This window comes from Streptomyces gilvus (assembly GCF_022513565.1).
Taxonomy (GTDB): Bacteria; Actinomycetota; Actinomycetes; order Streptomycetales; family Streptomycetaceae; genus Streptomyces; species Streptomyces gilvus.
The window spans coordinates 111,487-135,158 of the sequence record NZ_JAKWBE010000009.1 but is presented as its reverse complement, the minus strand read 5'-3'; the positions used below and the strand labels follow the sequence as shown (position 1 = coordinate 135,158).

The window sequence follows — 23,672 nt, the reverse complement described above, 5'->3', positions numbered from 1 at the left end:
CGCCGTCTCCCCGCCCTCGTGGGCACGGGAGGCGGCGGGCTGCTGCGTCGGCGCGCTCACCGTCGTGTGCCGCCCGTACTGAATCGTGTTCACTCCGTACAATCGCCGAGCACAACTCGGCAGGCCGCCCGGCGGAATCCGGTACGGAGCGCCGTGCCCGGCGCGATAGGCTCGGTCCACTGCTTTTCCATGGTTCCGATGTTCAGAGCAAGTTCAGGGAGCGGGTGCGCGTGGTGTCCGGTGGTGAGGTGGCCGGGATCCTGGTGGCCGTGTTCTGGGCGATCCTGGTCTCCTTCCTCGCCGTCGCGCTGGCGAGGCTGGCCCAGACGCTCAGGGCGACCACCAAGCTGGTGGCGGACGTGACCGACCAGGCCGTCCCCCTGCTGGCCGACGCCTCCGCGGCGGTGCGCTCCGCGCAGACCCAGATCGACCGGGTCGACGCGATCGCGACCGACGTCCAGGAGGTCACCTCCAACGCCTCCGCCCTGTCCACCACCGTCGCCTCCACCTTCGGCGGCCCCCTGGTCAAGGTCGCCGCCTTCGGCTACGGCGTCCGCCGGGCCCTGGGAGCCCGCCGCGAGGACGTGCCCGCCAAGGAGTCCCGGCGTACCGTGATCGTCGGCCGGACCGTGCCGGCGTCGCGGCGGGGCAAGCGGAAGAAGGACTGAGACCTAGCGATGTTCCGCCGTACGTTCTGGTTCAGCACGGGCGTCGCCGCCGGTGTGTGGGCCACCACCAAGGTCAACCGCAAGCTGAGGCAGCTGACCCCCGAGAACCTCGCGGTCGGCGCGGCCAACAAGGCGCTCGAGGCCGGTCACCGCATCAAGGACCGCGCGGTCGGCTTCGCGCTGGACGTCCGCGACAACATGGCCCGGCGGGAGGAGGAGCTGGGCGAGGCCCTCGGCATCAACGCGGCCCCCGAGCTCCCCGCGCCCCGGCGGTACGCCGCCATCGAGAACCGCAACAACCCGAAGTACGTCGAGGGTTCGACGTACCAGACGTACTCGTACAACCGGAATGAGGACCACTGATGGAGTCGGCCGAGATTCGCCGCCGCTGGCTGAGCTTCTTCGAGGAGCGCGGGCACACCGTCGTCCCTTCGGCGTCGCTCATCGCGGACGACCCGACTCTGCTCCTCGTCCCGGCCGGCATGGTGCCCTTCAAGCCCTACTTCCTGGGTGAGGTCAAGCCGCCCTTCGACCGCGCCACCAGCGTCCAGAAGTGCGTGCGCACGCCGGACATCGAGGAGGTCGGCAAGACCACCCGGCACGGCACCTTCTTCCAGATGTGCGGCAACTTCTCCTTCGGCGACTACTTCAAGGAAGGCGCCATCAAGTACGCCTGGGAGCTGCTCACCACGCCCCAGGACAAGGGCGGTTACGGCCTGGAGCCCGACCGTCTGTGGATCACCGTCTACAAGGACGACGACGAGGCCGAGCGCATCTGGCACGAGGTCGTCGGCGTGCCGAAGGAGCGCATCCAGCGCCTCGGCATGAAGGACAACTACTGGTCCATGGGCGTCCCCGGGCCCTGCGGCCCCTGTTCCGAGATCAACTACGACCGCGGCCCCGAGTTCGGCGTCGAGGGCGGCCCCGCCGTCAACGACGAGCGGTACGTGGAGATCTGGAACCTGGTCTTCATGCAGTACGAGCGCGGCGAGGGCATCGGCAAGGACAACTTCGAGATCCTCGGCGAGCTGCCCAGCAAGAACATCGACACCGGCCTCGGCCTCGAGCGTCTCGCCATGATTCTGCAGGGCGTGCAGAACATGTACGAGATCGACACCTCGATGGCCGTCATCGACAAGGCCACCGAGCTGACCGGTGTCCGCTACGGCGACGCCCACGCCTCGGACGTCTCCCTGCGCGTGGTCACCGACCACATGCGTACGTCCGTGATGCTCATCGGCGACGGCGTCACCCCCGGCAACGAGGGCCGCGGCTACGTCCTGCGCCGCATCATGCGCCGCGCCATCCGCAACATGCGCCTGCTCGGCGCCACCGGCCCGGTCGTGCTCGACCTGATCGACACCGTGATCGGCATGATGGGCCAGCAGTACCCCGAGCTGGTCACCGACCGCGAGCGCATCGAGAAGGTCGCCGTCGCCGAGGAGAACGCGTTCCTCAAGACGCTCAAGGCCGGCACCAACATCCTCGACACCGCCGTCACCGAGACCAAGCAGTCCGGTGGCACGGTCCTCGCCGGTGACAAGGCGTTCCTGCTCCACGACACCTGGGGCTTCCCGATCGACCTCACCCTGGAGATGGCCGCCGAGCAGGGCCTCTCCGTGGACGAGGACGGCTTCCGCCGCCTGATGAAGGAGCAGCGGGAGCGCGCCAAGGCCGACGCCCAGGCCAAGAAGACCGGCCACGCCGGCGTCGGCGCCTACCGGGAGATCGCCGACAAGGTCGGGGAGACCGACTTCATCGGCTACAGCGACACCGAGGGCGAGTCCACGGTCGTCGGCATCCTCGTCGACGGCGCCTCCTCCCCGGCCGCCACCGAGGGCGACGAGGTCGAGATCGTCCTCGACCGCACCCCGTTCTACGCCGAGGGCGGCGGCCAGATCGGCGACACCGGCCGCATCAGGGTCGACACCGGTGCCGTCATCGAGGTCCGCGACTGCCAGAAGCCGGTCCCGGGCGTGTACGTCCACAAGGGCGTCGTCCAGGTCGGCGAGGTGACGGTCGGCGCGAAGGCCCACGCCTCCATCGACGCCCGCCGCCGCACGGCCGTCGCCCGCGCCCACTCGGCCACCCACCTCACCCACCAGGCGCTGCGTGACGCGCTCGGCCCGACGGCCGCCCAGGCCGGTTCCGAGAACCAGCCCGGCCGCTTCCGCTTCGACTTCGGCTCCCCGTCCGCCGTCCCGACGGCCGTGATGACCGACGTCGAGCAGAAGATCAACGAGGTCCTCGCCCGCGACCTCGACGTCCGCGCCGACATCATGGGCATCGACGAGGCCAAGAAGCAGGGCGCCATCGCCGAGTTCGGCGAGAAGTACGGCGAGCGCGTGCGCGTGGTGACCATCGGCGACTTCTCCAAGGAGCTGTGCGGCGGCACGCACGTCCACAACACCTCCCAGCTGGGCCTGGTGAAGCTGCTCGGCGAGTCGTCGATCGGTTCGGGTGTCCGCCGTATCGAGGCTCTGGTCGGCGTCGACGCCTACAACTTCCTCGCCCGCGAGCACACGGTCGTCGCCCAGCTCCAGGAGCTGATCAAGGGCCGTCCCGAGGAGCTTCCGGAGAAGGTCTCCGCCATGCTCGGCAAGCTGAAGGACGCCGAGAAGGAGATCGAGAAGTTCCGCGCCGAGAAGGTGCTGCAGGCCGCCGCCGGTCTCGCCGAGTCGGCCAAGGACGTCCGCGGCATCGCCGTCGTCACCGGCCAGGTCCCGGACGGCACCACCCCCGACGACCTGCGCAAGCTGGTCCTCGACGTGCGCGGCCGCATCCAGGGCGGACGGGCCGCCGTGGTGGCCCTGTTCACGGTCAACAACGGCAAGCCCCTCACGGTCATCGCCACCAACGAACCCGCCCGCGAGCGGGGTCTGAAGGCCGGTGACCTGGTGCGCACCGCCGCCAAGACCCTCGGCGGCGGCGGTGGCGGCAAGCCGGACGTCGCCCAGGGCGGCGGCCAGAACCCCGCTGCCATCGGCGAGGCCGTCGACGCGGTCGAGCGGCTGGTCACGGACACGGCGAAGTGACCATGCGCAGAGGCCGACGGCTCGCCGTCGACGTCGGGGACGCCCGGATCGGGGTCGCCTCCTGCGACCCCGACGGGATCCTCGCCACCCCGGTGGAGACGGTCCCCGGCCGAGACGTCCCGGCGGCCCACCGCCGGCTGCGTCAGCTGGTCGAGGAGTACGAGCCGATCGAGGTCGTCGTGGGACTCCCTCGCTCCCTCAAGGGGGGCGAGGGCCCGGCCGCGGTAAAGGTTCGGGCCTTCGCGCAGGAGCTGGCCAAGGGCATCAAGCCCGTCCCGGTCCGCCTGATCGACGAGCGGATGACCACGGTGACGGCCAGTCAGGGGCTGCGCGCCTCAGGGGTGAAGGCCAAGAAGGGCCGCTCGGTGATCGACCAGGCAGCCGCTGTGATTATCCTGCAGCAGGCCCTGGAATCCGAACGGGTGTCAGGTAAAGCACCCGGCGAGGGCGTCGAAGTGGTCATCTGATCGCGATACGGTAACGTTCCGCGCGACTGCGCCGCTGATTCGAACAGCCGGTGCACAGCAAGAGGCGGAACGGTGAGCGGTCCCGAGGAGGGCCGCGTGATCGCCCCGCCTCGCGGCTCTAGGGGTTTGATGACTGAGTATGGCCGGGGCCAGGGCTCCGAACCGTGGCATCCGGAGGACCCGTTGTACGGGGACGACGGATGGGGTGGACAGCAGGCCCACGCGGGTCAGCAGTCCCCCTACGGCGGCCAGCCGCAGCATTATCCGGAGCAGCCGCAGCAGCAGTACTACGACGGCGGCTGGGGCGAGGGCCAGCAGGCCCACTACGGTCAGGCGCAGCAGTACCAGCAGTACGACCAGCAGTACTACGCGGGTCAGGGACAGCAGCAGTCGTACGACCAGCAGGCCTGGGGCCAGGGCACGCATACGCATGTCCAGTACACGGACCCCCAGGACCCCTACGCCCAGCAGGCGTCCGCCGGGTACGGCGGCCAGCAGCCCGACCACTACGGCACCCAGGACGCCTACCCGCCGCCCGAGCCGCCGGGCCGCCGCCAGGCCGAGCCCGAACCGCCGCAGACCGACTGGGACCCCGGTCCCGACCAGGGCGAACACGCCTTCTTCGCGGGCGGTGACGACGAGGAGTACGAGGACGACGAGTCCTCCGACGGCGGCAAGGGCAGGGGCGGCAAGAAGCCGAAGAAGAAGGGCCGCAGCGGACGCGCCTGCCTCGTCCTGGTGTTGATCTTCGGCGGAGGCGTCGGCACGGTCGGCTACTTCGGCTACCAGTTCTACCAAAACCGCTTCGGCCCGTCCCCCGACTACGCGGGTTCCGGTGACGGCACGCAGGTCACCGTGGTCATCCCCAAGGGGGCCGGCGGCTATGTGATCGGGCAGAAGCTCAAGGAGAAGGACGTCGTCAAGAGCGTCGACGCGTTCGTCTCGGCGCAGCAGTCGAACCCCGACGGCAAGAAGATCCAGGACGGCGTCTACACGATGCAGGAGCACATGTCGGCCGCGAGCGCGGTCGAACTGATGCTCAGTCCGAAGAGCCGCAGCAACCTGATCATCCGCGAGGGCCTGCGCAACTCCCAGGTCTACGCGCTGCTCGACGCCCGTCTCGGCGTGGCGGCCGGCACGACGGCCAAGGTCGCCAAGAACGACTACAAGAAGCTCGGCCTGCCCTCCTGGGCGCTGAACCACCCCAACCTCAAGGACCCGCTGGAAGGATTCCTCTACCCCTCCAGCTATGCGGCCACGAAGGGGCAGAAGCCCGAGGAAGTCCTCAAGGACATGGTCACCCGGGCCAACGACAAGTACGAGGAGCTGGGCCTGCAGACCAAGGCCAAGAGCCTCGGGCTCGACGGTCCCTGGCAGCTGCTCACCGTGGCGAGCCTGGTGCAGGCCGAGGGCACGAGCCACGAGGACTTCCGCAAGATGGCCGAGGTCGTCTACAACCGCCTCAAGCCCGGCAACCCCGAGACCTACGGCTCGCTGGAGTTCGACTCGACGTACAACTACGTCAAGAACCAGAGCAAGATCGACCTGAGCATCGCCGAGCTGCGCAAGTACAACAACCCGTACAACACGTACTACGTCAAGGGACTGCCGCCCGGCCCGATCGACAACCCCGGCGAGGAGGCGATCAAGGGCGCGCTCGACCCGACGCACGACGGCTGGTACTACTTCATCTCACTGGACGGCAAGACCAGCAAGTTCACCAAGACGCTGGCCGAGCACGACAGGCTGGTCCAGGAGTTCAACGCGTCGAGGAAAAAGAACTGATGACCGCACCCCACCGGGCGGCCGTGCTCGGCTCGCCCATCGCCCACTCGCTCTCGCCCCGGCTGCACACCGCGGCGTACCGGGCGCTGGGCCTGGACGACTGGTCGTACGACAGGTTCGAGATCGACGAGACGGCGCTGCCCGGTTTCCTCGGCGGGCTCGGCCCCGAGTGGGCCGGGCTGTCGCTGACCATGCCGCTCAAGCGCGCGGTCATTCAGCTGCTGGACGAGATCACCGACACGGCGGCCTCGGTGGAGGCCGTCAACACCGTGGTCCTCCGGCCGGACGGGCGGAAGGTCGGCGACAACACCGACATCCCGGGCCTGATCGCCGCCCTGGAGGAGCGGGGCGTGGAGAAGGTGGAGTCGGCGGCCATCCTCGGCGCCGGGGCCACCGCGTCCTCGGCCCTCGCGGCCCTGGCGAGGCTGTGCGGCGGCGAGGTCACCGTGTACGTCCGCAGCGAGCGGCGCGCGGACGAGATGCGGCAGTGGGGCAGCCGGCTCGGGGTGCAGGTCCGCCCCGCGGACTGGGCCGAGGCGGTACGGGCCTTCGAGGCGCCCCTGGTGATCTCGACGACGCCCGCCGGCGGCACCGACCAGCTCGCCGAACTGCTTCCCGACCGGGTCGGCACGCTCTTCGACGTCCTGTACGAGCCGTGGCCCACCCCGCTCGCCGCCGCCTGTCGGGACCGCGGCGGGCAGGTGCTCAGCGGCCTCGACCTGCTGGTGCACCAGGCCGTCTTCCAGTTCCACCAGTTCACCGGTGACCCGCGCTCTCCGCTGGCCGCGATGCGTGAGGCCGCCAGGCCGGCCTGATCTGTCCGTCTGCCGGACTCGGACCTGAGTCGCCCCCGGGACGTGGGAGGATCGGAGGTGGCGGGCCAGATCCGCGCACCTGGTCGCGCCGTCGCCGTACGCGAGGACGCGCGTACGCAGCAGTACCAGGGCGCGAGCACTGAGGAGCACCGTTGAGCAGGTTGCGCTGGCTGACCGCGGGGGAGTCCCACGGTCCCGCACTCGTGGCGACGCTGGAGGGCCTTCCCGCCGGCGTGCCGATCACCACGGAGATGGTGGCGGACCACCTGGCCCGGCGCCGGCTCGGCTATGGACGCGGTGCGCGCATGAAGTTCGAGCGGGACGAGGTCACCTTCCTCGGCGGTGTGCGGCACGGTCTCACCCTCGGCTCGCCGGTCGCGGTCATGGTGGGCAACACGGAGTGGCCCAAGTGGGAGCAGGTCATGGCGGCCGACCCCATCGACCCCGAGGTGCTCGCCGGGCTGGCCCGCAACGCCCCGCTGACCCGTCCCCGGCCCGGGCACGCCGACCTGGCGGGCATGCAGAAGTACGGCTTCGACGAGGCGCGGCCGATCCTGGAGCGCGCCTCGGCGCGGGAGACGGCGGCGCGGGTGGCGCTGGGCGCGGTGGCCCGGTCGTACCTGAAGGAGACGGCCGGCATCGAGATCGTCAGCCATGTCGTCGAGCTGTGCTCGGTGAAGGCCCCGCAGGGCTCCTGCCCCACCCCGGCGGACGTGGAGAAGCTGGACGCGGACCCGCTGCGCTGCCTGGACGCGGACACCTCCAAGGCGATGGTCGCGGAGGTCGACCAGGCCCACAAGGACGGCGACACCCTCGGCGGTGTGGTCGAGGTGCTGGCCTACGGGGTGCCGGTGGGCCTGGGCTCGCACGTGCACTGGGACCGCAAGCTGGACGCCCGGCTGGCCGGTGCGCTCATGGGCATCCAGGCCATCAAGGGCGTCGAGATCGGTGACGGGTTCGAGCTGGCGCGGGTGCCCGGTTCCAAGGCGCACGACGAGATCGTGGGCACGCCCGAGGGCATCCGGCGCGTCTCGGGCCGCTCGGGCGGCACGGAGGGCGGTCTGTCGACGGGTGAGCTGTTGCGCGTGCGGGCGGCGATGAAGCCGATCGCGACGGTGCCGCGGGCCCTGCGGACGGTGGACGTGGCCACGGGCGAGGCCACGCAGGCGCACCACCAGCGCTCGGACGTGTCGGCGGTGCCGGCGGCGGGCATCGTCGCCGAGGCCATGGTGGCGCTGGTCCTGGCGGACGCGGTGGCGGAGAAGTTCGGCGGCGACAGCGTGGCCGAGACCCGCCGCAACGTGCGCTCCTACCTCGACAACCTGCAGATCCGATGAGCGGGCCGCTGGTCGTCCTGGTCGGCCCGATGGGCGTGGGCAAGTCCACCGTCGGGCAGCTGCTCGCCGGGCGGCTCGGCGTCGGCTACCGGGACACGGACGACGACATCGTCGCGGAGCAGGGCCGCAGCATCGCGGAGATCTTCGTCGACGAGGGTGAGCCGGTCTTCCGGGCGATCGAGAAGGCGGCCGTGGCTCGGGCGCTGGCCGAGCACGAGGGGGTGCTGGCGCTGGGCGGCGGGTCGGTCCTGGACGCGGACACACGCGTCCTGCTGTCCGGGCAGCGGGTGGTCTATCTGGCGATGGACGTCGAGGAGGCCGTCAAGCGCACCGGCCTGAACGCGGCCCGTCCGCTGCTCGCCATCAACCCGCGCAAGCAGTGGCGTGAGCTGATGGAGGCCCGGCGGCACCTGTACGAGGAGGTCGCCACGGCGGTGGTGGCCACCGACGGCCGCACCCCCGAAGAAGTCACGCAAGCAGCCCTGGACGCACTGGAGTTGAAGGAAGCATGAGCGAGGCAGTCACCCGGATCCAGGTCGGCGGGAGCGCGGGCAGCGACCCGTACGAGGTTCTGGTGGGCCGTCAGCTGCTGGGTGAGCTGGCCGGATTGGTGGGGGAGAAGGCCAGGCGGGTGGCCGTGATCCACCCCGAGGCGCTCGCCGAGACCGGTGACGCGCTCCGTGCCGACCTGGCCGAGCAGGGCTACGAGGCCGTCGCCATCCAGGTGCCCAACGCGGAGGAGGCCAAGACCGCCGAGGTCGCCGCCTACTGCTGGAAGGCGCTCGGGCAGTCCGGGTTCACCCGCACGGACGTCATCGTCGGCGTGGGCGGCGGCTCGACCACCGACCTCGCCGGATTCGTCGCCGCGAGCTGGCTGCGCGGTGTGCGCTGGATCGCCGTCCCCACCACCGTCCTGGCCATGGTGGACGCGGCCGTCGGCGGCAAGACCGGCATCAACACCGCCGAGGGCAAGAACCTGGTGGGCGCCTTCCACCCGCCCGCCGGTGTCCTGTGCGACCTGGCGGCCCTCGACTCCCTCCCGGTCAACGACTACGTCTCCGGACTCGCCGAGATCATCAAGGCGGGCTTCATCGCCGACCCGGTGATCCTGGAGCTCATCGAGTCCGACCCGGAGGCCGCCCGCACCCCGGCCGGCCCGCACACCGCCGAGCTCGTCGAACGCTCGATCCGCGTCAAGGCCGAGGTGGTCTCCTCGGACCTGAAGGAAGCGGGCCTGCGCGAGATCCTCAACTACGGCCACACGCTGGGCCACGCCATCGAGAAGAACGAGCGCTACAAGTGGCGGCACGGCGCCGCGGTCGCGGTCGGCATGCACTTCGCCGCCGAACTCGGCCGTCTGGCGGGCCGGTTGGACGACGCGACGGCGGACCGCCACCGCACGATCCTCGAATCCGTCGGCCTTCCCCTCCACTACCGCTACGACCAGTGGCCCAAGTTGCTGGAGACCATGAAGGTCGACAAGAAGTCCCGCGGCGACCTTCTGCGCTTCATCGTCCTGGACGGACTCGCCAAGCCGACGGTCCTGGAGGGACCCGACCCGGCCGTGCTGCTCGCCGCGTACGGCGAAGTGGGCGAGTAAGTCTCCCCACGCACCATCCGTCCGATGTGCCTTGCCCATAAGGGCACTTCACACCGCCCCCGGCCGTTCACCAAACCGCGGCCGGGGACGGTACCGTTCGGTAGGCAGCGGGGTGTCACCCCGCTGCCAGCGCCAATTTGCCTGACGAGACGGAGTGGCACCGGATGCAGCACGCAGTGGGTTCTCCGCTGCCGCCGCCCCACCAGCCGGGGCAGGGACCGGCCACCGGACGGCCACCGGCCGCACAGCACCCGGGCCACTCCGGCCCGCACCAGGGCTCGGCCCCCGTTCCTCCGCCACCCCCCGCCCCGGGCTTCCCCGGAGCACCCGCGGCCCCGGTCCCCCCGGCCCCGCACCACGCGCCCCCGCCGCCGGACACCACGGGCCATGTGCCGCTGCCCCCCGGTGCCCCGGTCGCCGTACCCAGCGCCCCGCCCGCCACGGCGACGGCCCCCGACCCCACCGGCGCGACGCTCGCCGTGCTGCTGATCGGGCCCGCGGGCGCCGGCAAGACCAGCGTCGCCAAGTACTGGGCCGACCACCGGCGCGTCCCCACGGCCCACATCAGCCTCGACGACGTCCGCGAATGGGTCCGCTCGGGCTTCGCCAACCCCCAGTCCGGGTGGAACGACAACTCCGAGGCCCAGTACCGGCTCGCCCGCCGCACCTGCGGCTTCGCCGCCCGCAACTTCCTCGCCAACGGCATCTCCTGCATCCTCGACGACGCCGTCTTCCCCGACCGCCCGGTGGTCGGCCTCGGCGGCTGGAAGCGCCACGTGGGGCCCGGTCTCCTGCCGGTGGTCCTGCTGCCCGGCCTCGAGATCGTCCTGGAACGCAACGCGGAACGCTCGGGCAACCGCCGCCTCACCGACGAGGAGGTGGCCCGCATACACGGCCGCATGGCGGGCTGGTACGGCTCGGGCCTGCCGATCATCGACAACAGCCAGCTGGACATCCCCCAGACGGCCCGGGTCCTCGACGACGTCCTGTCCCGCTCGATCGCAAGCCCACCGAGCTGGTAGAGCGGGGACGACCCCCCTCACCGGCACCCCGTCCCCCGAACGGCACCCTCCCAACCGGCACAAATCCCCCACCGCTCCTACGCTCATCTCATGTCAGAGATGTACGCGATCCGCCGAAACCGGCTAAGGGAGCAGTGCAACGCCGCCGGCAACGCGGCAGCGCTCGTCTCCCGCCCCGCCAACGTCCGCTACCTCGCCGGCCCCGCCCCACAGGGCGCCGTGCTCCTGCTGGGCAGGACCGAGGACATCCTGGTCCGTCCCTACGAGGACGGCCCGGCCGACGGCCGTCCCGACGACGCCCTCCGCCTGCACACCCTCCCCGGCCCCGGCGACCCCGCCGTCGCCGCTGCCGATCTCGCGGCGGCGCACGGCCTCGACTCCCTCGCCCTGGAGGAACACCACCTCACCGTCGCCCGCCACCGCGAACTCCGCTCGGTCGTACCCGGGCTCCGCCTCGCCGACATCGGCGGCGCGGTCGAGCAGCTCAGGGTCGTCAAGGACGAGGAGGAGATCTCCTGCCTCCGCATCGGCGCCGAGATCGCCGACCAGGCCCTGGGCGAACTCCTGGAGTCCATCCTCGTCGGCCGCACCGAACGCCACCTCGCCCTCGAACTGGAACGCCGTCTCGTCGACCACGGCGCCGACGGCCCCGCGTTCCCCACCTCCGTCGCCACCGGCCCCAACGCCGGCCGCCGCGCCCACCGCCCCACTGACCGCCGGGTCGAGGAGGGCGACTTCCTCTCCGTCTGCCTCGGGGCGACCTACCGCGGCTACCGCTGCGAGATCGGCCGCACCTTCGTCATCGGCACCTCGCCCGCCGACTGGCAGATCCAGCTCTACGACCTCGTCTTCGCCGCTCAGCGCGCCGGACGCGAGGCGCTGGCGCCGGGAGCCGCCCACCGTGACGTGGACCGGGCGGCCCGGCAGCTGCTGGACTCGGCGGGGTACACCCAGGGCCTGCCACCGCTGATCGGCCACGGCGTCGGACTCGAAATCGACGAGGACCCGCAGCTGGCCCCTTCAGCCATGGGTAAACTGGACGCTTGCGTGCCGGTCACCGTCGAACCGGGGGTCCACCTCCCCGGCCGGGGCGGCGTCCGGATCGATGACACGCTCGTCGTCCGCCCCGAGGCGGACGGCGGACCCGAGCTACTCACCATCACGACCAAGGAGCTGCTCGCGCTGTAGGAGTGCGTGCGCCGGGGTCGTCCACGTCAGTCCAGGAGATTCCGCAACCGTGGCTTCCACGAACGACCTCAAGAACGGCCTTGTGCTCAAGCTCGAAGGCGGCCAGCTCTGGTCCGTCGTCGAGTTCCAGCACGTCAAGCCCGGCAAGGGCCCGGCATTCGTGCGCACCAAGCTCAAGAACGTGCTCTCGGGCAAGGTCGTCGACAAGACCTTCAACGCCGGCGTCAAGGTCGAGACGGCCACTGTCGACAAGCGCGACATGCAGTTCTCGTACATGGACGGCGAGTACTTCGTCTTCATGGACATGGAGACCTACGACCAGCTGATGGTCGACCGCAAGGCTGTCGGCGACGCCGCCAACTTCCTCATCGAGGGCTTCACCGCCACCGTCGCGCAGCACGAGGGCGAGGTGCTCTTCGTCGAGCTGCCGGCCGCCGTCGAGCTCGTCGTCCAGGAGACCGAGCCGGGCCTGCAGGGCGACCGCTCCACCGGCGGCACCAAGCCCGCCACCCTGGAGACCGGCCACCAGATCCAGGTCCCGCTCTTCATCACCACCGGTGAGAAGATCAAGGTCGACACCCGTACCAGCGACTACCTCGGCCGGGTGAACAGCTAACCGTGGCCGCCCGCAACACGGCCCGCAAGCGCGCCTTCCAGATCCTCTTCGAGGGCGACCAGCGCGGAGTCGACGTCCTGACGGTTCTCGCGGACTGGATCCGGCTCTCCCGGGACGACCCCCGGCAGCCGCCGGTGAGCGAGTACACGATGCAGCTGGTCGAGGGCTACGCCCAGCACGCGAAGCGGATCGACGAGCTGATCGCGCAGTACTCGGTCGGCTGGACGCTGGACCGGATGCCGGTCGTGGACCGCAACATCCTGCGCCTGGGCGCCTACGAGCTGATCTGGGTCGACGAGGTCCCGGACGCCGTGGTCCTCGACGAGATGGTGCAGCTCGCCAAGGAGTTCTCCACGGACGAGTCGCCGGCGTTCGTCAACGGCCTGCTGGGCCGGCTCAAGGAGCTCAAGCCCTCACTGCGCCGCGAAGAGGCGTGACAGCCTGGAAGAGGCGTGACAGAGGTACGGCATCGCCAGGGGGCCCGCAGCGTGACTGGACGCTGTTGGTTAATTCGGGCCCTGTTGCTTCGCCCCGTCGGCTTGGTCGGCGGGGCGAAGTGCTGCGAAGTGGCTGGTGCGTGTGCGGGCCCTGGGTGTGCCGGTGAGGTGTGCGTCGATGCGGGCGAGGTTGATGGCGGCGCCGGTGAGCTGGTGCTGGAGGCTGGTCTTGGCGAGGCCGCGGTAGCGGGATCTGCGCAGGCCGCAGCGCCCGACGCCCTGGGAGATGGTGCCCTCGACGCCGGCCCGGATCTTGTAGCGCTCTTTCCAGCCGTCGGTCTGCTGTTCTGCCCTGGCCGTGCGGAGCGCGTGGTGTTCGTCGTGGTGTCGCAGCCGTAGTTCGCGGCGTTCGGCAGTGGCCGAGTTGATGCACTCGCGCCGCACCGGACAGGGCCGGCAGTCCAGCACGGAGAACCGCACCCGGATCACGGGCAGCCCTTGCTGGGAGAGCCGGTTGCTCCAGGTGGTGTTCGTGGCGCCGCCGGGGCAGGTGACCTTCTTCTGGTCCCAGTCGATGGTGAAGGCTTCCTGGTCGTAGCCGCCCGCGGTGCTGGTCTGTGCGCTGGTGTTGGCCGCGACGGGGCCGTGCAGGGTGGTGCCGTGCCGGTGGCGGGCGATCACCAGAGCGGCGGCGGTGGGGTATCCGGCGTCGACCCAGTGCTCGCTGGGCAGGCAGTCGCGGACAGCGAGCCCGGCGTGGATCACCTCGCTCATGACGTTGTCGGGGACGGTGGCGTCGGTGGTGGCCACGTTCGTGATCAGGTTCGGGGTGTTCGGCTCGCAGGTCTCGGTGAGGTGGACCTTGTAGCCGTCCCAGAAGGTATCGCGTTTGACGCTGCCCCGGGCCTCGATGTCATAGGGCGTGACCAGGCGCATCGCGCCCGGCGGCCGGTCTTTTGGGTCCCGCCGTGCCACCTCGCCGCCGACCTGGTGGAAGTGCTGCACCCACACCCGCCGAAGGATCTCCACCTCGTCCAGCGCCCGCAGACCGTGCGGTGCGCCGGAGGCGAAGACTGCCTCAAGCAGCCGCGTCCCGTCCCTGCCGATCCGCAGGCCCACTTCGTCCCGCCTGGCACGGGCCTGGGGAAACCGGGAGTCCTCGGCCTTCGTCGCGTAGTGCTTGAACCAGTCCGGCTCCGCGATGCCGGCCAGCCATTCGGGGGCCTGTTCAGCCACCGTGTTCAACGCTGAGCGCAGCGTCTCCGCGACCATCTCCAGCCAGCACAACTGACGGGCCGCAGACAGCACGTGCGTGGAGTCGGTGCGGGCCCGGCCGGCCGCCCTGAGCAGGCCCTTCTCCCGGGCCGCGGCCAGGACGCCGTCCAGCACCCGCCTGCCCGCCTCCGCTTCGACGAGTCGGTCCCGGAACTCCGACAGCACCGAAAAGTCGAAGCCCGGGTCAGCCAGCTCTAACGCGAGGGCGTATTTGAAGTCGATCCTCGCCCGCACCGCCTCGGCGGCCTGCCGGTCGGTGAGCCCCTCGACGAACTGCAACACCAGCACCAACGCGAGGCGCCCCGGTGACCAGGCAGGCTTCCCCCGCGCAGGGAACAGGTCCGCGAACTCCTCGTCGGTGAACAGCGGACCCAGCTCGTCCCGGACCCGGATCGCCGGGCTCCCCTTCGGGAACGCGGCCCGCGCCACCCGCACCGTCTCCGCCGGAATCTCCCCCGGCCCCTTCGGCTGCATAGACATCGACACCCACCCCAGACGACAACGTCGGCCTTCAAGACCACAACCAGGTCTTGAAGGCCGACGTCACGCCAGGGCCCGAATTAACCAACAGCGTCCGTGACTGCTGCGGGCCCCCTGGCATTCCGGGGCCGAAGCGGCCTCCGGGAGGCTGAGAAAGCCGACGGGGTGGCCGGAACCATGAAGTCCCGGCCACCCCGGCGGCACGTTTCTGCTGAGGAGCCGTGCGGCTCAGCCCTCCTCGTGGGAGGCCACCGCGCGCCGCGCGTCGGCGTCCAGCACGCCCCAGCTGATCAGCTGCTCGGTGAGGACCGAGGGGGACTGGTCGTAGATCACGGCGAGTGTGCGCAGGTCGTCCTGGCGGATCGAGAGCACCTTGCCGTTGTAGTCACCGCGCTGCGACTGGATCGTGGCGGCGTAGCGCTGCAGGGGGCCCGCCTTCTCGGCCGGCACGGTGGCCAGCCGCTCCAGGTCGAGGACCAGCTTCGGCGGGGGCTCGGCCGCGCCGCCCGGCGTGGTGCCCGGCAGCAGCTCCTGAACGGGAACGCCATAGAAATCCGCCAGTTCGGCAAGACGCTGTACGGTCACCGCGCGGTCACCGCGCTCGTACGAACCGACCACGACCGCCTTCCAGCGTCCCTGGCTCTTCTCCTCGACACCGTGGAGGGAAAGGCCCTGCTGGGTGCGGATGGCCCGGAGCTTGGCCCCGAGCTGTTTGGCGTATTCGCTGGACATATAGCTCCCCGGACACTGTGTCGACGCGGCTGCGGAGGTTCCGCGGCCGCGCGTCTGGTAACTCACTGTGAGGTTACGCAGCGTGATTCTTCTGCGTCAAGCCGAATGGTCCACACCGACTCTTCCGTGGTAGCGGTGGCCGATTGGGCCAGGGGGGTGATCAGGCGTGTCGTGCGGGCCTGCTACCGTGGATGGCGCAAATCCGACGTCCTTTAAGGTCCGTCCCGTGAGGCGGAGAAGGAGGTCCGTTTCGTATGGACACGCAGGACACGCAGGCGTCCGATGCCCGGCCCGTTCTCGAAGGGCCCGACATCGCGCGGGTACTGACCCGCATCGCCCACGAGATCGTCGAGCGCGCCAAGGGCGCCGACGACGTGGTGCTGCTCGGCATTCCGACCCGAGGCGTCTTCCTCGCCCAGCGGCTCGCCGCGAAGCTCGAGGAGATCACCGACCGCAAGATCCCGTGCGGTTCGCTCGACATCACCATGTACCGCGACGACCTGCGCATGCATCCGCCGCGTGCGCTGGCCCGCACCGAGATCCCCGGTGACGGCATCGACGGCAGGCTGGTCGTCCTCGTCGACGACGTGCTCTTCTCCGGCCGGACCGTCAGAGCCGCCCTCGACGCACTGAACGACGTCGGGCGCCCGCGCGCGGTGCAGCTGGCGGTCCTGGTCGACCGGGGCCACCGTGAACTGCCCATCCGCGCCGACTACGTCGGCAAGAACCTCCCCACGTCGCTGCGGGAGACGGTCAAGGTCCAGCTCGCCGAGGAGGACGGTCGCGACACCGTGCTGCTCGGCGCGAAGCAGACCCAGTAGCGGCCGCTCGGCACGCGTCCTTTCGGCGTGCCCTGGTCTGCCCGGAATCTCCCGAATCCTGAACTGCCTTACGGAGCCTGACAGATGCAGCGTCATCTCATCTCGGCCGCCGACCTCACCCGCGACGACGCCGTCCTGATCCTCGACACCGCCGAGGAGATGGCCCGGGTCGCGGACCGGCCGATCAAGAAACTGCCGACCCTGCGCGGCCGTACGATCGTCAACCTCTTCTTCGAGGACTCCACGCGCACGCGTATCTCCTTCGAAGCCGCCGAGAAGCGCCTGTCGGCGGACGTCATCAACTTCTCCGCCAAGGGCTCCAGCGTCTCCAAGGGCGAGTCCCTGAAGGACACCGCCCAGACCCTGGAGGCCATGGGCGTCGACGCCGTGGTCATCCGGCACGGCGCCTCCGGCGCCCCCTACCGCCTCGCCAACTCCGGCTGGATCGACGCCGCCGTCATCAACGCCGGGGACGGCACCCACCAGCACCCCACCCAGGCCCTGCTGGACGCGTTCACCATGCGCCGCCGGCTCGTCGGCCGGGACGCCGGGCTCGGGCAGGACCTGTCCGGCCGGCGCATCACCATCGTCGGCGACGTCCTGCACAGCCGGGTCGCCCGCTCCAACGTCGACCTGCTGCACACGCTCGGCGCCGAGGTCACCGTGGTCGCCCCGCCCACCCTGGTGCCGGTCGGCGTCGAGACCTGGCCCTGCGAGGTGTCGTACGACCTCGACTCCACGCTCACCAAGTCCGACGCGGTGATGATGCTGCGGGTCCAGCGCGAGCGCATGAACGCGGCCTTCTTCCCGACCGAGCGCGAGTACTCGCGCCGCTACGGCCTCGACGGCGAACGCATGGCGCGGATGCCCGAGCACGCCATCGTGATGCACCCCGGTCCGATGGTCCGCGGCATGGAGATCACCGCCGAGGTCGCCGACTCCGACCGCTGCACCGTCGTCGAGCAGGTCGCAAACGGAGTCTCCATCCGGATGGCCGTCCTGTACCTGCTGCTCGGCGGTGCCGAGCCCGCCGTCACCCACGCCCGTATCGAGGAGAAGTAAGACAGATGAGCAAGATCCTGATCCGTGGCGCGAAGGTGCTCGGCGGCGAGTCACAGGACGTCCTGATCGACGGTGCCGTCATCGAGGCGGTCGGCAGCGGGCTGTCAGCCGAGGGGGCGGAGGTCGTCGAGGCCGACGGCAAGGTGCTGCTGCCCGGCCTCGTCGACCTGCACACGCATCTGCGCGAGCCGGGACGCGAGGACTCCGAGACCGTGCTGACCGGCACGCGCGCGGCAGCGAGCGGCGGCTACACGGCCGTGTTCGCCATGGCCAACACCTTCCCGGTCGCCGACACCGCCGGCGTCGTCGAGCAGGTCTACCGGCTCGGCCAGGAGCACGGCTACTGCGACGTACAGCCCATCGGCGCCGTCACCGTCGGCCTGGAGGGCAGGAAGCTCGCCGAGCTGGGCGCCATGCACGAGTCGGCCGCGGGAGTCACCGTCTTCTCCGACGACGGCAAGTGCGTCGACGACGCGGTGATCATGCGCCGCGCCCTGGAGTACGTGAAGGCCTTCGGCGGGGTCGTCGCCCAGCACGCGCAGGAGCCGCGGCTGACCGAGGGCGCCCAGATGAACGAGGGGATCGTCTCCGCCGAGCTGGGGCTCGGGGGCTGGCCCGCGGTGGCCGAGGAGTCGATCATCGCCCGGGACGTCCTGCTCGCCGAGCACGTCGGCTCCCGCGTGCACATCTGCCACCTGTCGACCGCGGGCTCGGTCGAGATCGTCCGCTGGGCCAAGTCCCGCGGCATCGACGTCACCGCGGAGGTCACCCCGCACCACCTGCTCCTCACGGACGAGCTGGTGCGCACCTACAACCCGGTCTACAAGGTCAACCCGCCGCTGCGCACCGAGCGCGACGTGCTGGCCCTGCGGGAGGCGCTGGCGGACGGCACGATCGACATCGTCGCCACCGACCACGCCCCGCACCCGCACGAGGACAAGGACTGCGAGTGGGCCGCGGCCGCCATGGGGATGGTGGGCCTGGAGACCGCGTTGTCAGTGGTGCAGGAGACCATGGTGGAGACGGGCCTGCTGGACTGGGCCGGGGTCGCCGAGCGCATGTCCTTCAAGCCCGCGCGGATCGGGCGGGCGCAGGGGCACGGGCGTCCCGTCTCGGCTGGTGAGCCCGCCAACCTCACGCTCGTCGACACGGCATACCGTGGGTCGGTGGACCCCGCGGGCTTCGCCTCGCGCAGCCGGAACACCCCGTACGAGGGGCGTGAGCTGCCGGGCCGTGTGACGCACACGTGGCTCCGGGGCAAGGCCACGCTCGTCGACGGGAAGCTCACGTGACACCAGTAACCCTGCTCGCCGCCTCACTCGCCGCCGAGAAGAAGTCGGCCCAGGTCACCGACTGGGCCGCACGGGTCGGCTGGCTGGTCGGCCTCGCCCTCTTCGTCGCGCTCGTCTACTGGCTGATGCGCGAGGGCTGGAAGTGGCGCGGCACGCTCCAGGGAGACATCCCGGACCTGCCTACCGCGCCGGAGGACCCCGGCGAGGCGAGACTGACGATGAGCGGTCGCTACCACGGCTCCACGACCGCAGGTCAGTGGCTCGACCGCATCGTGGCGCACGGCCTCGGCACCCGCAGCCGGGTCGAGCTCACCCTGACGGACGCGGGCCTGGACGTCGTACGCCCCGGCGCGAGCGACTTCTTCGTCCCGCTGGCGCAGCTGCGCGAGGCCCGGCTCGACAAGGGCATCGCCGGCAAGGTGCTGACCGAGGGCGGGCTGCTCGTGGTGACGTGGGCGCACGGCGAGCGGCTGATCGACTCCGGGTTCCGCTCGGACCACGCGGCCGAGCACACCGAGTGGGTCGGCACCCTGAACCAGATGATCAACAAGACGGAAGGCGCACGATGACAACCTCCACCAGGGGAGCCACCCGGGTTCCCGCCGTACTCGTCCTGGAGGACGGCCGGACCTTCCGCGGCCGCGCCTACGGGGCCGTGGGGGTGACCTTCGGCGAGGCGGTGTTCTCGACCGGCATGACCGGCTACCAGGAGACCCTCACCGACCCGTCGTACGACCGCCAGATCGTCGTCGCGACCGCCCCGCAGATCGGCAACACCGGCTGGAACGACGAGGACGACGAGTCCAAGCGGATCTGGGTCTCCGGCTACGTCGTCCGCGACCCCGCGCGCGTGCCGTCCAACTGGCGCGCCAAACGCTCCCTGGACGACGAGCTGGTCGCCCAGGGCGTCGTCGGCATCAGCGGCATCGACACCCGCGCCCTGACCCGCCATCTGCGCGAGCGCGGCTCCATGCGCGCCGGGATCTTCTCCGGGGACGCGATCGCCGCCGAGGACGAGCTCCTCGCGCGCGTGCAGGCCCAGCCCCACATGAAGGGCGCCTCGCTGTACGAGGAGGTCGCCACCCAGGAGGCGTACGTCGTCCCGGCGGTCGGCGAGAAGAGGTTCACCGTCGCCGCGATCGACCTCGGCATCAAGGGCATGACCCCGCACCGCATGGCCGAGCGCGGCATCGAGGTGCACGTCCTGCCCGCCACGGCCACCGCCGACGAGGTCTACGCCGTCAACCCCGACGGTGTGTTCTTCTCCAACGGCCCCGGCGACCCGGCCACCGCCGACGGCCCGGTCGAGCTGATGACCGCCGTCCTGGAGCGGAAGACGCCGCTGTTCGGCATCTGCTTCGGCAACCAGATCCTGGGCCGCGCCCTCGGCTTCGGCACCTACAAGCTGAAGTACGGCCACCGGGGCATCAACCAGCCCGTGCAGGACCGTACGACCGGCAAGGTCGAGGTCACCGCGCACAACCACGGCTTCGCCGTGGACGCGCCGCTCGACAAGGTCAGCGAGACGAAGTTCGGGCGGGCCGAGGTCTCCCACGTCTGCCTCAACGACGACGTGGTCGAGGGCCTGCAGCTGCTCGACCAGCCTGCCTTCAGCGTTCAGTACCACCCCGAAGCGGCCGCCGGCCCGCACGACGCCGCCTACCTGTTCGACCGCTTCGTATCTCTGATGGAGGGCCAGCGTGCCTAAGCGCACCGATATCCAGTCCGTCCTGGTCATCGGCTCCGGCCCGATCGTCATCGGCCAGGCCGCCGAGTTCGACTACTCCGGCACCCAGGCGTGCCGCGTCCTGCGGTCCGAGGGCCTGCGGGTCATCCTGGTGAACTCCAACCCGGCGACGATCATGACCGACCCGGAGATCGCCGACGCCACCTACGTCGAGCCGATCACCCCCGAGTTCGTCGAGAAGATCATCGCCAAGGAGCGGCCCGACGCCCTCCTGCCCACGCTGGGCGGCCAGACGGCCCTCAACACGGCCATCTCGCTGGACGAGAACGGCGTCCTGGCCAAGTACGGCGTCGAGCTGATCGGCGCCAACGTCGAGGCGATCCACAAGGGCGAGGACCGCGACCAGTTCAAGCTGGTCGTCGAGGCCGTCCGGCAGAAGATCGGGCACGGCGAGTCCGCCCGCTCGGTCATCTGCCACTCCATGGAGGACGTCCTCGCGGGCGTCGACACCCTCGGCGGCTACCCGGTCGTCGTCCGCCCCTCCTTCACCATGGGCGGCGCCGGCTCCGGCTTCGCGCACGACGAGGAGGAGCTGCGCCGCATCGCCGGCCAGGGCCTCACCCTCTCCCCGACCACCGAGGTGCTCCTGGAGGAGTCCATCCTCGGCTGGAAGGAGTACGAGCTGGAGCTGATGCGCGACAAGCACGACAACGTCGTGGTCGTCTGCTCCATCGAGAACTTCGACCCCATGGGCGTGCACACCGGCGACTCCATCACCGTCGCGCCCGCGATGACGCTCACCGACCGCGAGTACCAGATCCTGCGGGACATCGGCATCGCCGTGATCCGCGAGGTCGGCGTCGACACCGGCGGCTGCAACATCCAGTTCGCGGTGAACCCCGAGGACGGCCGGGTGATCGTCATCGAGATGAACCCGCGCGTGTCCCGCTCCTCGGCCCTCGCCTCCAAGGCGACCGGCTTCCCGATCGCCAAGATCGCCGCCAAGCTCGCCGTCGGCTACACCCTGGACGAGATCCCGAACGACATCACCCAGGAGACCCCGGCCTCCTTCGAGCCCACGCTCGACTACGTCGTTGTCAAGGCCCCGCGGTTCGCCTTCGAGAAGTTCCCGCAGGCCGACTCCACGCTGACCACCACCATGAAGTCGGTCGGCGAGGCCATGGCCATCGGCCGCAACTTCACCGAGGCCTTCCAGAAGGCGCTGCGCTCGCTGGAGAAGAAGGGCAGCCAGTTCACCTTCATCGGCGAGCCCGGCGACAAGGTGACGCTGCTGGAGGAGGCGGTCCGTCCGACCGACGGCCGGATCAACACCGTCATGCAGGCCATCCGCGCGGGCGCCACGCCCGAGGAGGTCTTCGAGTACACGAAGATCGACCCCTGGTTCGTCGACCAGCTCTTCCTGATCAAGGAGATCGCCGACGAACTGGCCGAGGCCGTGGAGCTCACGCCCGACCTGCTGGCCGAGGCCAAGCGGCACGGCTTCTCCGACCAGCAGATCGGCGAGATCCGGGGCCTTCGCGAGGACGTCGTGCGCGAGGTGCGGCACGCGCTGGGCATCCGCCCGGTCTACAAGACGGTCGACACCTGCGCCGCCGAGTTCGCGGCGAAGACGCCGTACTTCTACTCCTCCTACGACGAGGAGAGCGAGGTCGCGCCGCGCGAGAAGCCGGCCGTGATCATCCTGGGCTCCGGCCCGAACCGCATCGGCCAGGGCATCGAGTTCGACTACTCCTGCGTCCACGCCTCCTTCGCGCTGAGCGACGCCGGGTACGAGACCGTGATGGTCAACTGCAACCCGGAGACCGTCTCCACGGACTACGACACCTCCGACCGCCTGTACTTCGAGCCGCTGACGCTCGAGGACGTGCTGGAGATCGTCCACGCCGAGCAGCAGGCCGGCCCCGTTGCCGGTGTCGTCGTCCAGCTCGGCGGCCAGACCCCGCTCGGCCTCTCGCAGGCCCTCAAGGACAACGGCGTGCCCATCGTGGGCACCTCCCCGGAGGCGATCCACGCAGCCGAGGACCGCGGCGCCTTCGGGCGTGTGCTCGCCGAGGCGGGCCTGCCGGCTCCCAAGCACGGCACCGCCACCACCTTCTCCGAGGCCAAGGCGATCGCCGACGAGATCGGCTACCCGGTCCTCGTGCGGCCGTCGTACGTCCTCGGCGGGCGTGGCATGGAGATCGTCTACGACGAGACCCGGCTGTCGACCTACATCGCCGAGTCGACCGAGATCAGCCCCTCCCGGCCGGTCCTGGTCGACCGCTTCCTCGACGACGCCATCGAGATCGACGTCGACGCGCTCTACGACGGCGAGGAGCTCTACCTCGGCGGCGTCATGGAGCACATCGAGGAGGCCGGGATCCACTCCGGCGACTCCGCGTGCGCGCTGCCGCCGATCACGCTGGGCGGCTTCGACATCAAGCGGCTGCGGGCCTCGACGGAGGCCATCGCCCGTGGGGTCGGCGTGCGTGGCCTGATCAACATCCAGTTCGCGCTGGCCGGCGACATCCTGTACGTCCTGGAGGCCAACCCGCGCGCGTCCCGCACGGTCCCCTTCACCTCGAAGGCGACCGCGGTGCCGCTCGCCAAGGCCGCCGCCCGCATCTCCCTGGGCGCGACCGTCGCGGAACTGCGCGCGGAGGGGCTGCTTCCGGCCAACGGGGACGGCGGCGAGCTCCCGCTGGACGCGCCGATCTCCGTCAAGGAGGCGGTCATGCCCTGGTCCCGCTTCCGGGACATCCAGGGACGCGGCGTCGACACCGTCCTCGGCCCGGAGATGCGCTCCACCGGCGAGGTCATGGGCATCGACTCGGTCTTCGGCACGGCCTACGCCAAGTCGCAGGCCGGCGCCTACGGCCCGCTGCCGACCAAGGGCCGCGCGTTCATCTCGGTCGCCAACCGCGACAAGCGCTCGATGATCTTCCCGGCGCGCGAGCTGGTGGCGCACGGCTTCGAGCTGCTGGCCACCTCGGGCACGGCCGAGGTCCTCAAGCGCAACGGCATCAACGCCACCATCGTGCGCAAGCAGTCCGAGGGCACCGGCCCGAACGGCGAGAAGACCATCGTCCAGCTGATCCACGACGGCGAGGTCGACCTCATCGTCAACACCCCGTACGGCACCGGCGGCCGCCTCGACGGCTACGAGATCCGTACGGCGGCCGTGGCGCGGTCGGTCCCGTGCCTGACGACGGTCCAGGCGCTCGCCGCGGCCGTCCAGGGCATCGACGCCCTCAACCACGGTGACGTGGGCGTCCGCTCGCTCCAGGAACACGCGGAGCACCTGACCGCGGCCCGCGACTAGCAGCCGACGAGGGGGACACCGGGAACGGTGT

Annotated in this window: 21 protein-coding genes; 19 read left to right on the top strand and 2 right to left on the bottom strand. The window is 70.5% G+C overall.

Translation table 11 applies throughout. The annotated features are described in order from the left end of the window. Positions 1–224: 224 nt before the first annotated feature. The 13 genes from MKW14_RS16420 to nusB all read left to right on the top strand — a co-directional run bounded on the left by MKW14_RS16420 (position 225) and on the right by nusB (position 12,970). On the top strand, positions 225–668 hold the full coding sequence (locus MKW14_RS16420) for a DUF948 domain-containing protein (protein WP_133044871.1): 444 nt from the start codon (positions 225–227) through the stop codon (positions 666–668). 9 nt (positions 669–677) lie between these two features. After that, positions 678–1,031 carry a hypothetical protein gene (locus MKW14_RS16415; protein ID WP_240863288.1) on the top strand — a complete coding sequence of 118 codons (354 nt, stop codon included), beginning with the start codon at positions 678–680 and terminating at the stop codon, positions 1,029–1,031. Continuing rightward, positions 1,031–3,703 carry an alanine--tRNA ligase gene (alaS, locus tag MKW14_RS16410; RefSeq protein ID WP_240863287.1) on the top strand — a complete coding sequence of 891 codons (2,673 nt, stop codon included), beginning with the start codon at positions 1,031–1,033 and terminating at the stop codon, positions 3,701–3,703. Before MKW14_RS16415 ends, alaS begins: the two co-directional genes overlap by 1 nt. Before the next feature lie 2 nt (positions 3,704–3,705). Beyond that, on the top strand, positions 3,706–4,170 hold the full coding sequence (gene ruvX / locus MKW14_RS16405; RefSeq protein WP_240863414.1) for a Holliday junction resolvase RuvX: 465 nt from the start codon (positions 3,706–3,708) through the stop codon (positions 4,168–4,170). Between the two features lie 129 nt (positions 4,171–4,299). Beyond that, entirely contained in the window at positions 4,300–5,955 is a 1,656-nt protein-coding gene (mltG, locus tag MKW14_RS16400) for an endolytic transglycosylase MltG (protein WP_240863286.1), read from the top strand. Continuing rightward, positions 5,955–6,770 (top strand): shikimate dehydrogenase, encoded by an 816-nt coding sequence (locus MKW14_RS16395; RefSeq protein WP_240863285.1) that lies wholly within the window; start codon positions 5,955–5,957, stop codon positions 6,768–6,770. The genes mltG and MKW14_RS16395 overlap by 1 nt, the downstream gene beginning before the upstream one ends. A gap of 152 nt (positions 6,771–6,922) precedes the next feature. Next, the gene (aroC, locus tag MKW14_RS16390; RefSeq protein WP_240863284.1) at positions 6,923–8,107 is read left to right on the top strand and encodes a chorismate synthase; all 1,185 of its coding nucleotides are present in this window, start codon (positions 6,923–6,925) and stop codon (positions 8,105–8,107) included. Further along, positions 8,104–8,619, top strand: a complete 516-nt coding sequence (locus MKW14_RS16385) for a shikimate kinase (protein ID WP_240863283.1) — start codon at positions 8,104–8,106, stop codon at positions 8,617–8,619. Before aroC ends, MKW14_RS16385 begins: the two co-directional genes overlap by 4 nt. Continuing rightward, a complete protein-coding gene (aroB, locus tag MKW14_RS16380) occupies positions 8,616–9,707 on the top strand; it encodes a 3-dehydroquinate synthase (RefSeq protein WP_240863282.1) in 1,092 nt (363 codons plus the stop codon). Before MKW14_RS16385 ends, aroB begins: the two co-directional genes overlap by 4 nt. Before the next feature lie 164 nt (positions 9,708–9,871). Next, positions 9,872–10,729, top strand: a complete 858-nt coding sequence (locus tag MKW14_RS16375) for a Pro-rich N-terminal domain-containing protein (RefSeq protein ID WP_240863281.1) — start codon at positions 9,872–9,874, stop codon at positions 10,727–10,729. Positions 10,730–10,819: 90 nt separating this feature from the next. Beyond that, the gene (locus MKW14_RS16370) at positions 10,820–11,917 is read left to right on the top strand and encodes an aminopeptidase P family protein (RefSeq protein WP_240863280.1); all 1,098 of its coding nucleotides are present in this window, start codon (positions 10,820–10,822) and stop codon (positions 11,915–11,917) included. Between the two features lie 49 nt (positions 11,918–11,966). After that, positions 11,967–12,533 (top strand): elongation factor P, encoded by a 567-nt coding sequence (gene efp, locus MKW14_RS16365; RefSeq protein ID WP_020117452.1) that lies wholly within the window; start codon positions 11,967–11,969, stop codon positions 12,531–12,533. Positions 12,534–12,535: 2 nt separating this feature from the next. Beyond that, on the top strand, positions 12,536–12,970 hold the full coding sequence (nusB, locus tag MKW14_RS16360; RefSeq protein WP_240863279.1) for a transcription antitermination factor NusB: 435 nt from the start codon (positions 12,536–12,538) through the stop codon (positions 12,968–12,970). 69 nt (positions 12,971–13,039) lie between these two features. Here the strand turns inward: nusB and MKW14_RS16355 are convergent, their stop codons facing one another. Together MKW14_RS16355 and bldD are read right to left on the bottom strand one after the other, a co-directional pair. After that, positions 13,040–14,725: an IS1182 family transposase gene (locus MKW14_RS16355; RefSeq protein ID WP_240863278.1), complete on the bottom strand. Its 1,686-nt coding sequence runs from the start codon at positions 14,723–14,725 to the stop codon at positions 13,040–13,042. A 228-nt stretch (positions 14,726–14,953) separates the two neighbouring features. After that, positions 14,954–15,457: a transcriptional regulator BldD gene (gene bldD, locus MKW14_RS16350; protein ID WP_030166512.1), complete on the bottom strand. Its 504-nt coding sequence runs from the start codon at positions 15,455–15,457 to the stop codon at positions 14,954–14,956. A gap of 254 nt (positions 15,458–15,711) precedes the next feature. Between bldD and pyrR the strand changes: the two genes are divergently transcribed. From pyrR to carB, 6 genes are all read left to right on the top strand, one after another. Beyond that, a complete protein-coding gene (pyrR, locus tag MKW14_RS16345; protein ID WP_240863277.1) occupies positions 15,712–16,278 on the top strand; it encodes a bifunctional pyr operon transcriptional regulator/uracil phosphoribosyltransferase PyrR in 567 nt (188 codons plus the stop codon). Positions 16,279–16,362: 84 nt separating this feature from the next. Further along, positions 16,363–17,340: an aspartate carbamoyltransferase catalytic subunit gene (locus MKW14_RS16340; protein ID WP_240863276.1), complete on the top strand. Its 978-nt coding sequence runs from the start codon at positions 16,363–16,365 to the stop codon at positions 17,338–17,340. 5 nt (positions 17,341–17,345) lie between these two features. Then, positions 17,346–18,632 carry a dihydroorotase gene (locus tag MKW14_RS16335; protein WP_240863275.1) on the top strand — a complete coding sequence of 429 codons (1,287 nt, stop codon included), beginning with the start codon at positions 17,346–17,348 and terminating at the stop codon, positions 18,630–18,632. Beyond that, positions 18,629–19,201, top strand: coding sequence for a PH-like domain-containing protein (locus MKW14_RS16330; RefSeq protein ID WP_240863274.1), 573 nt, complete (start codon positions 18,629–18,631; stop codon positions 19,199–19,201). The genes MKW14_RS16335 and MKW14_RS16330 overlap by 4 nt, the downstream gene beginning before the upstream one ends. Next, positions 19,198–20,340 (top strand): glutamine-hydrolyzing carbamoyl-phosphate synthase small subunit, encoded by a 1,143-nt coding sequence (gene carA / locus MKW14_RS16325; protein WP_240863273.1) that lies wholly within the window; start codon positions 19,198–19,200, stop codon positions 20,338–20,340. The genes MKW14_RS16330 and carA overlap by 4 nt, the downstream gene beginning before the upstream one ends. Beyond that, the gene (gene carB, locus MKW14_RS16320; RefSeq protein WP_240863272.1) at positions 20,333–23,641 is read left to right on the top strand and encodes a carbamoyl-phosphate synthase large subunit; all 3,309 of its coding nucleotides are present in this window, start codon (positions 20,333–20,335) and stop codon (positions 23,639–23,641) included. The genes carA and carB overlap by 8 nt, the downstream gene beginning before the upstream one ends. Positions 23,642–23,672: the final 31 nt, after the last annotated feature.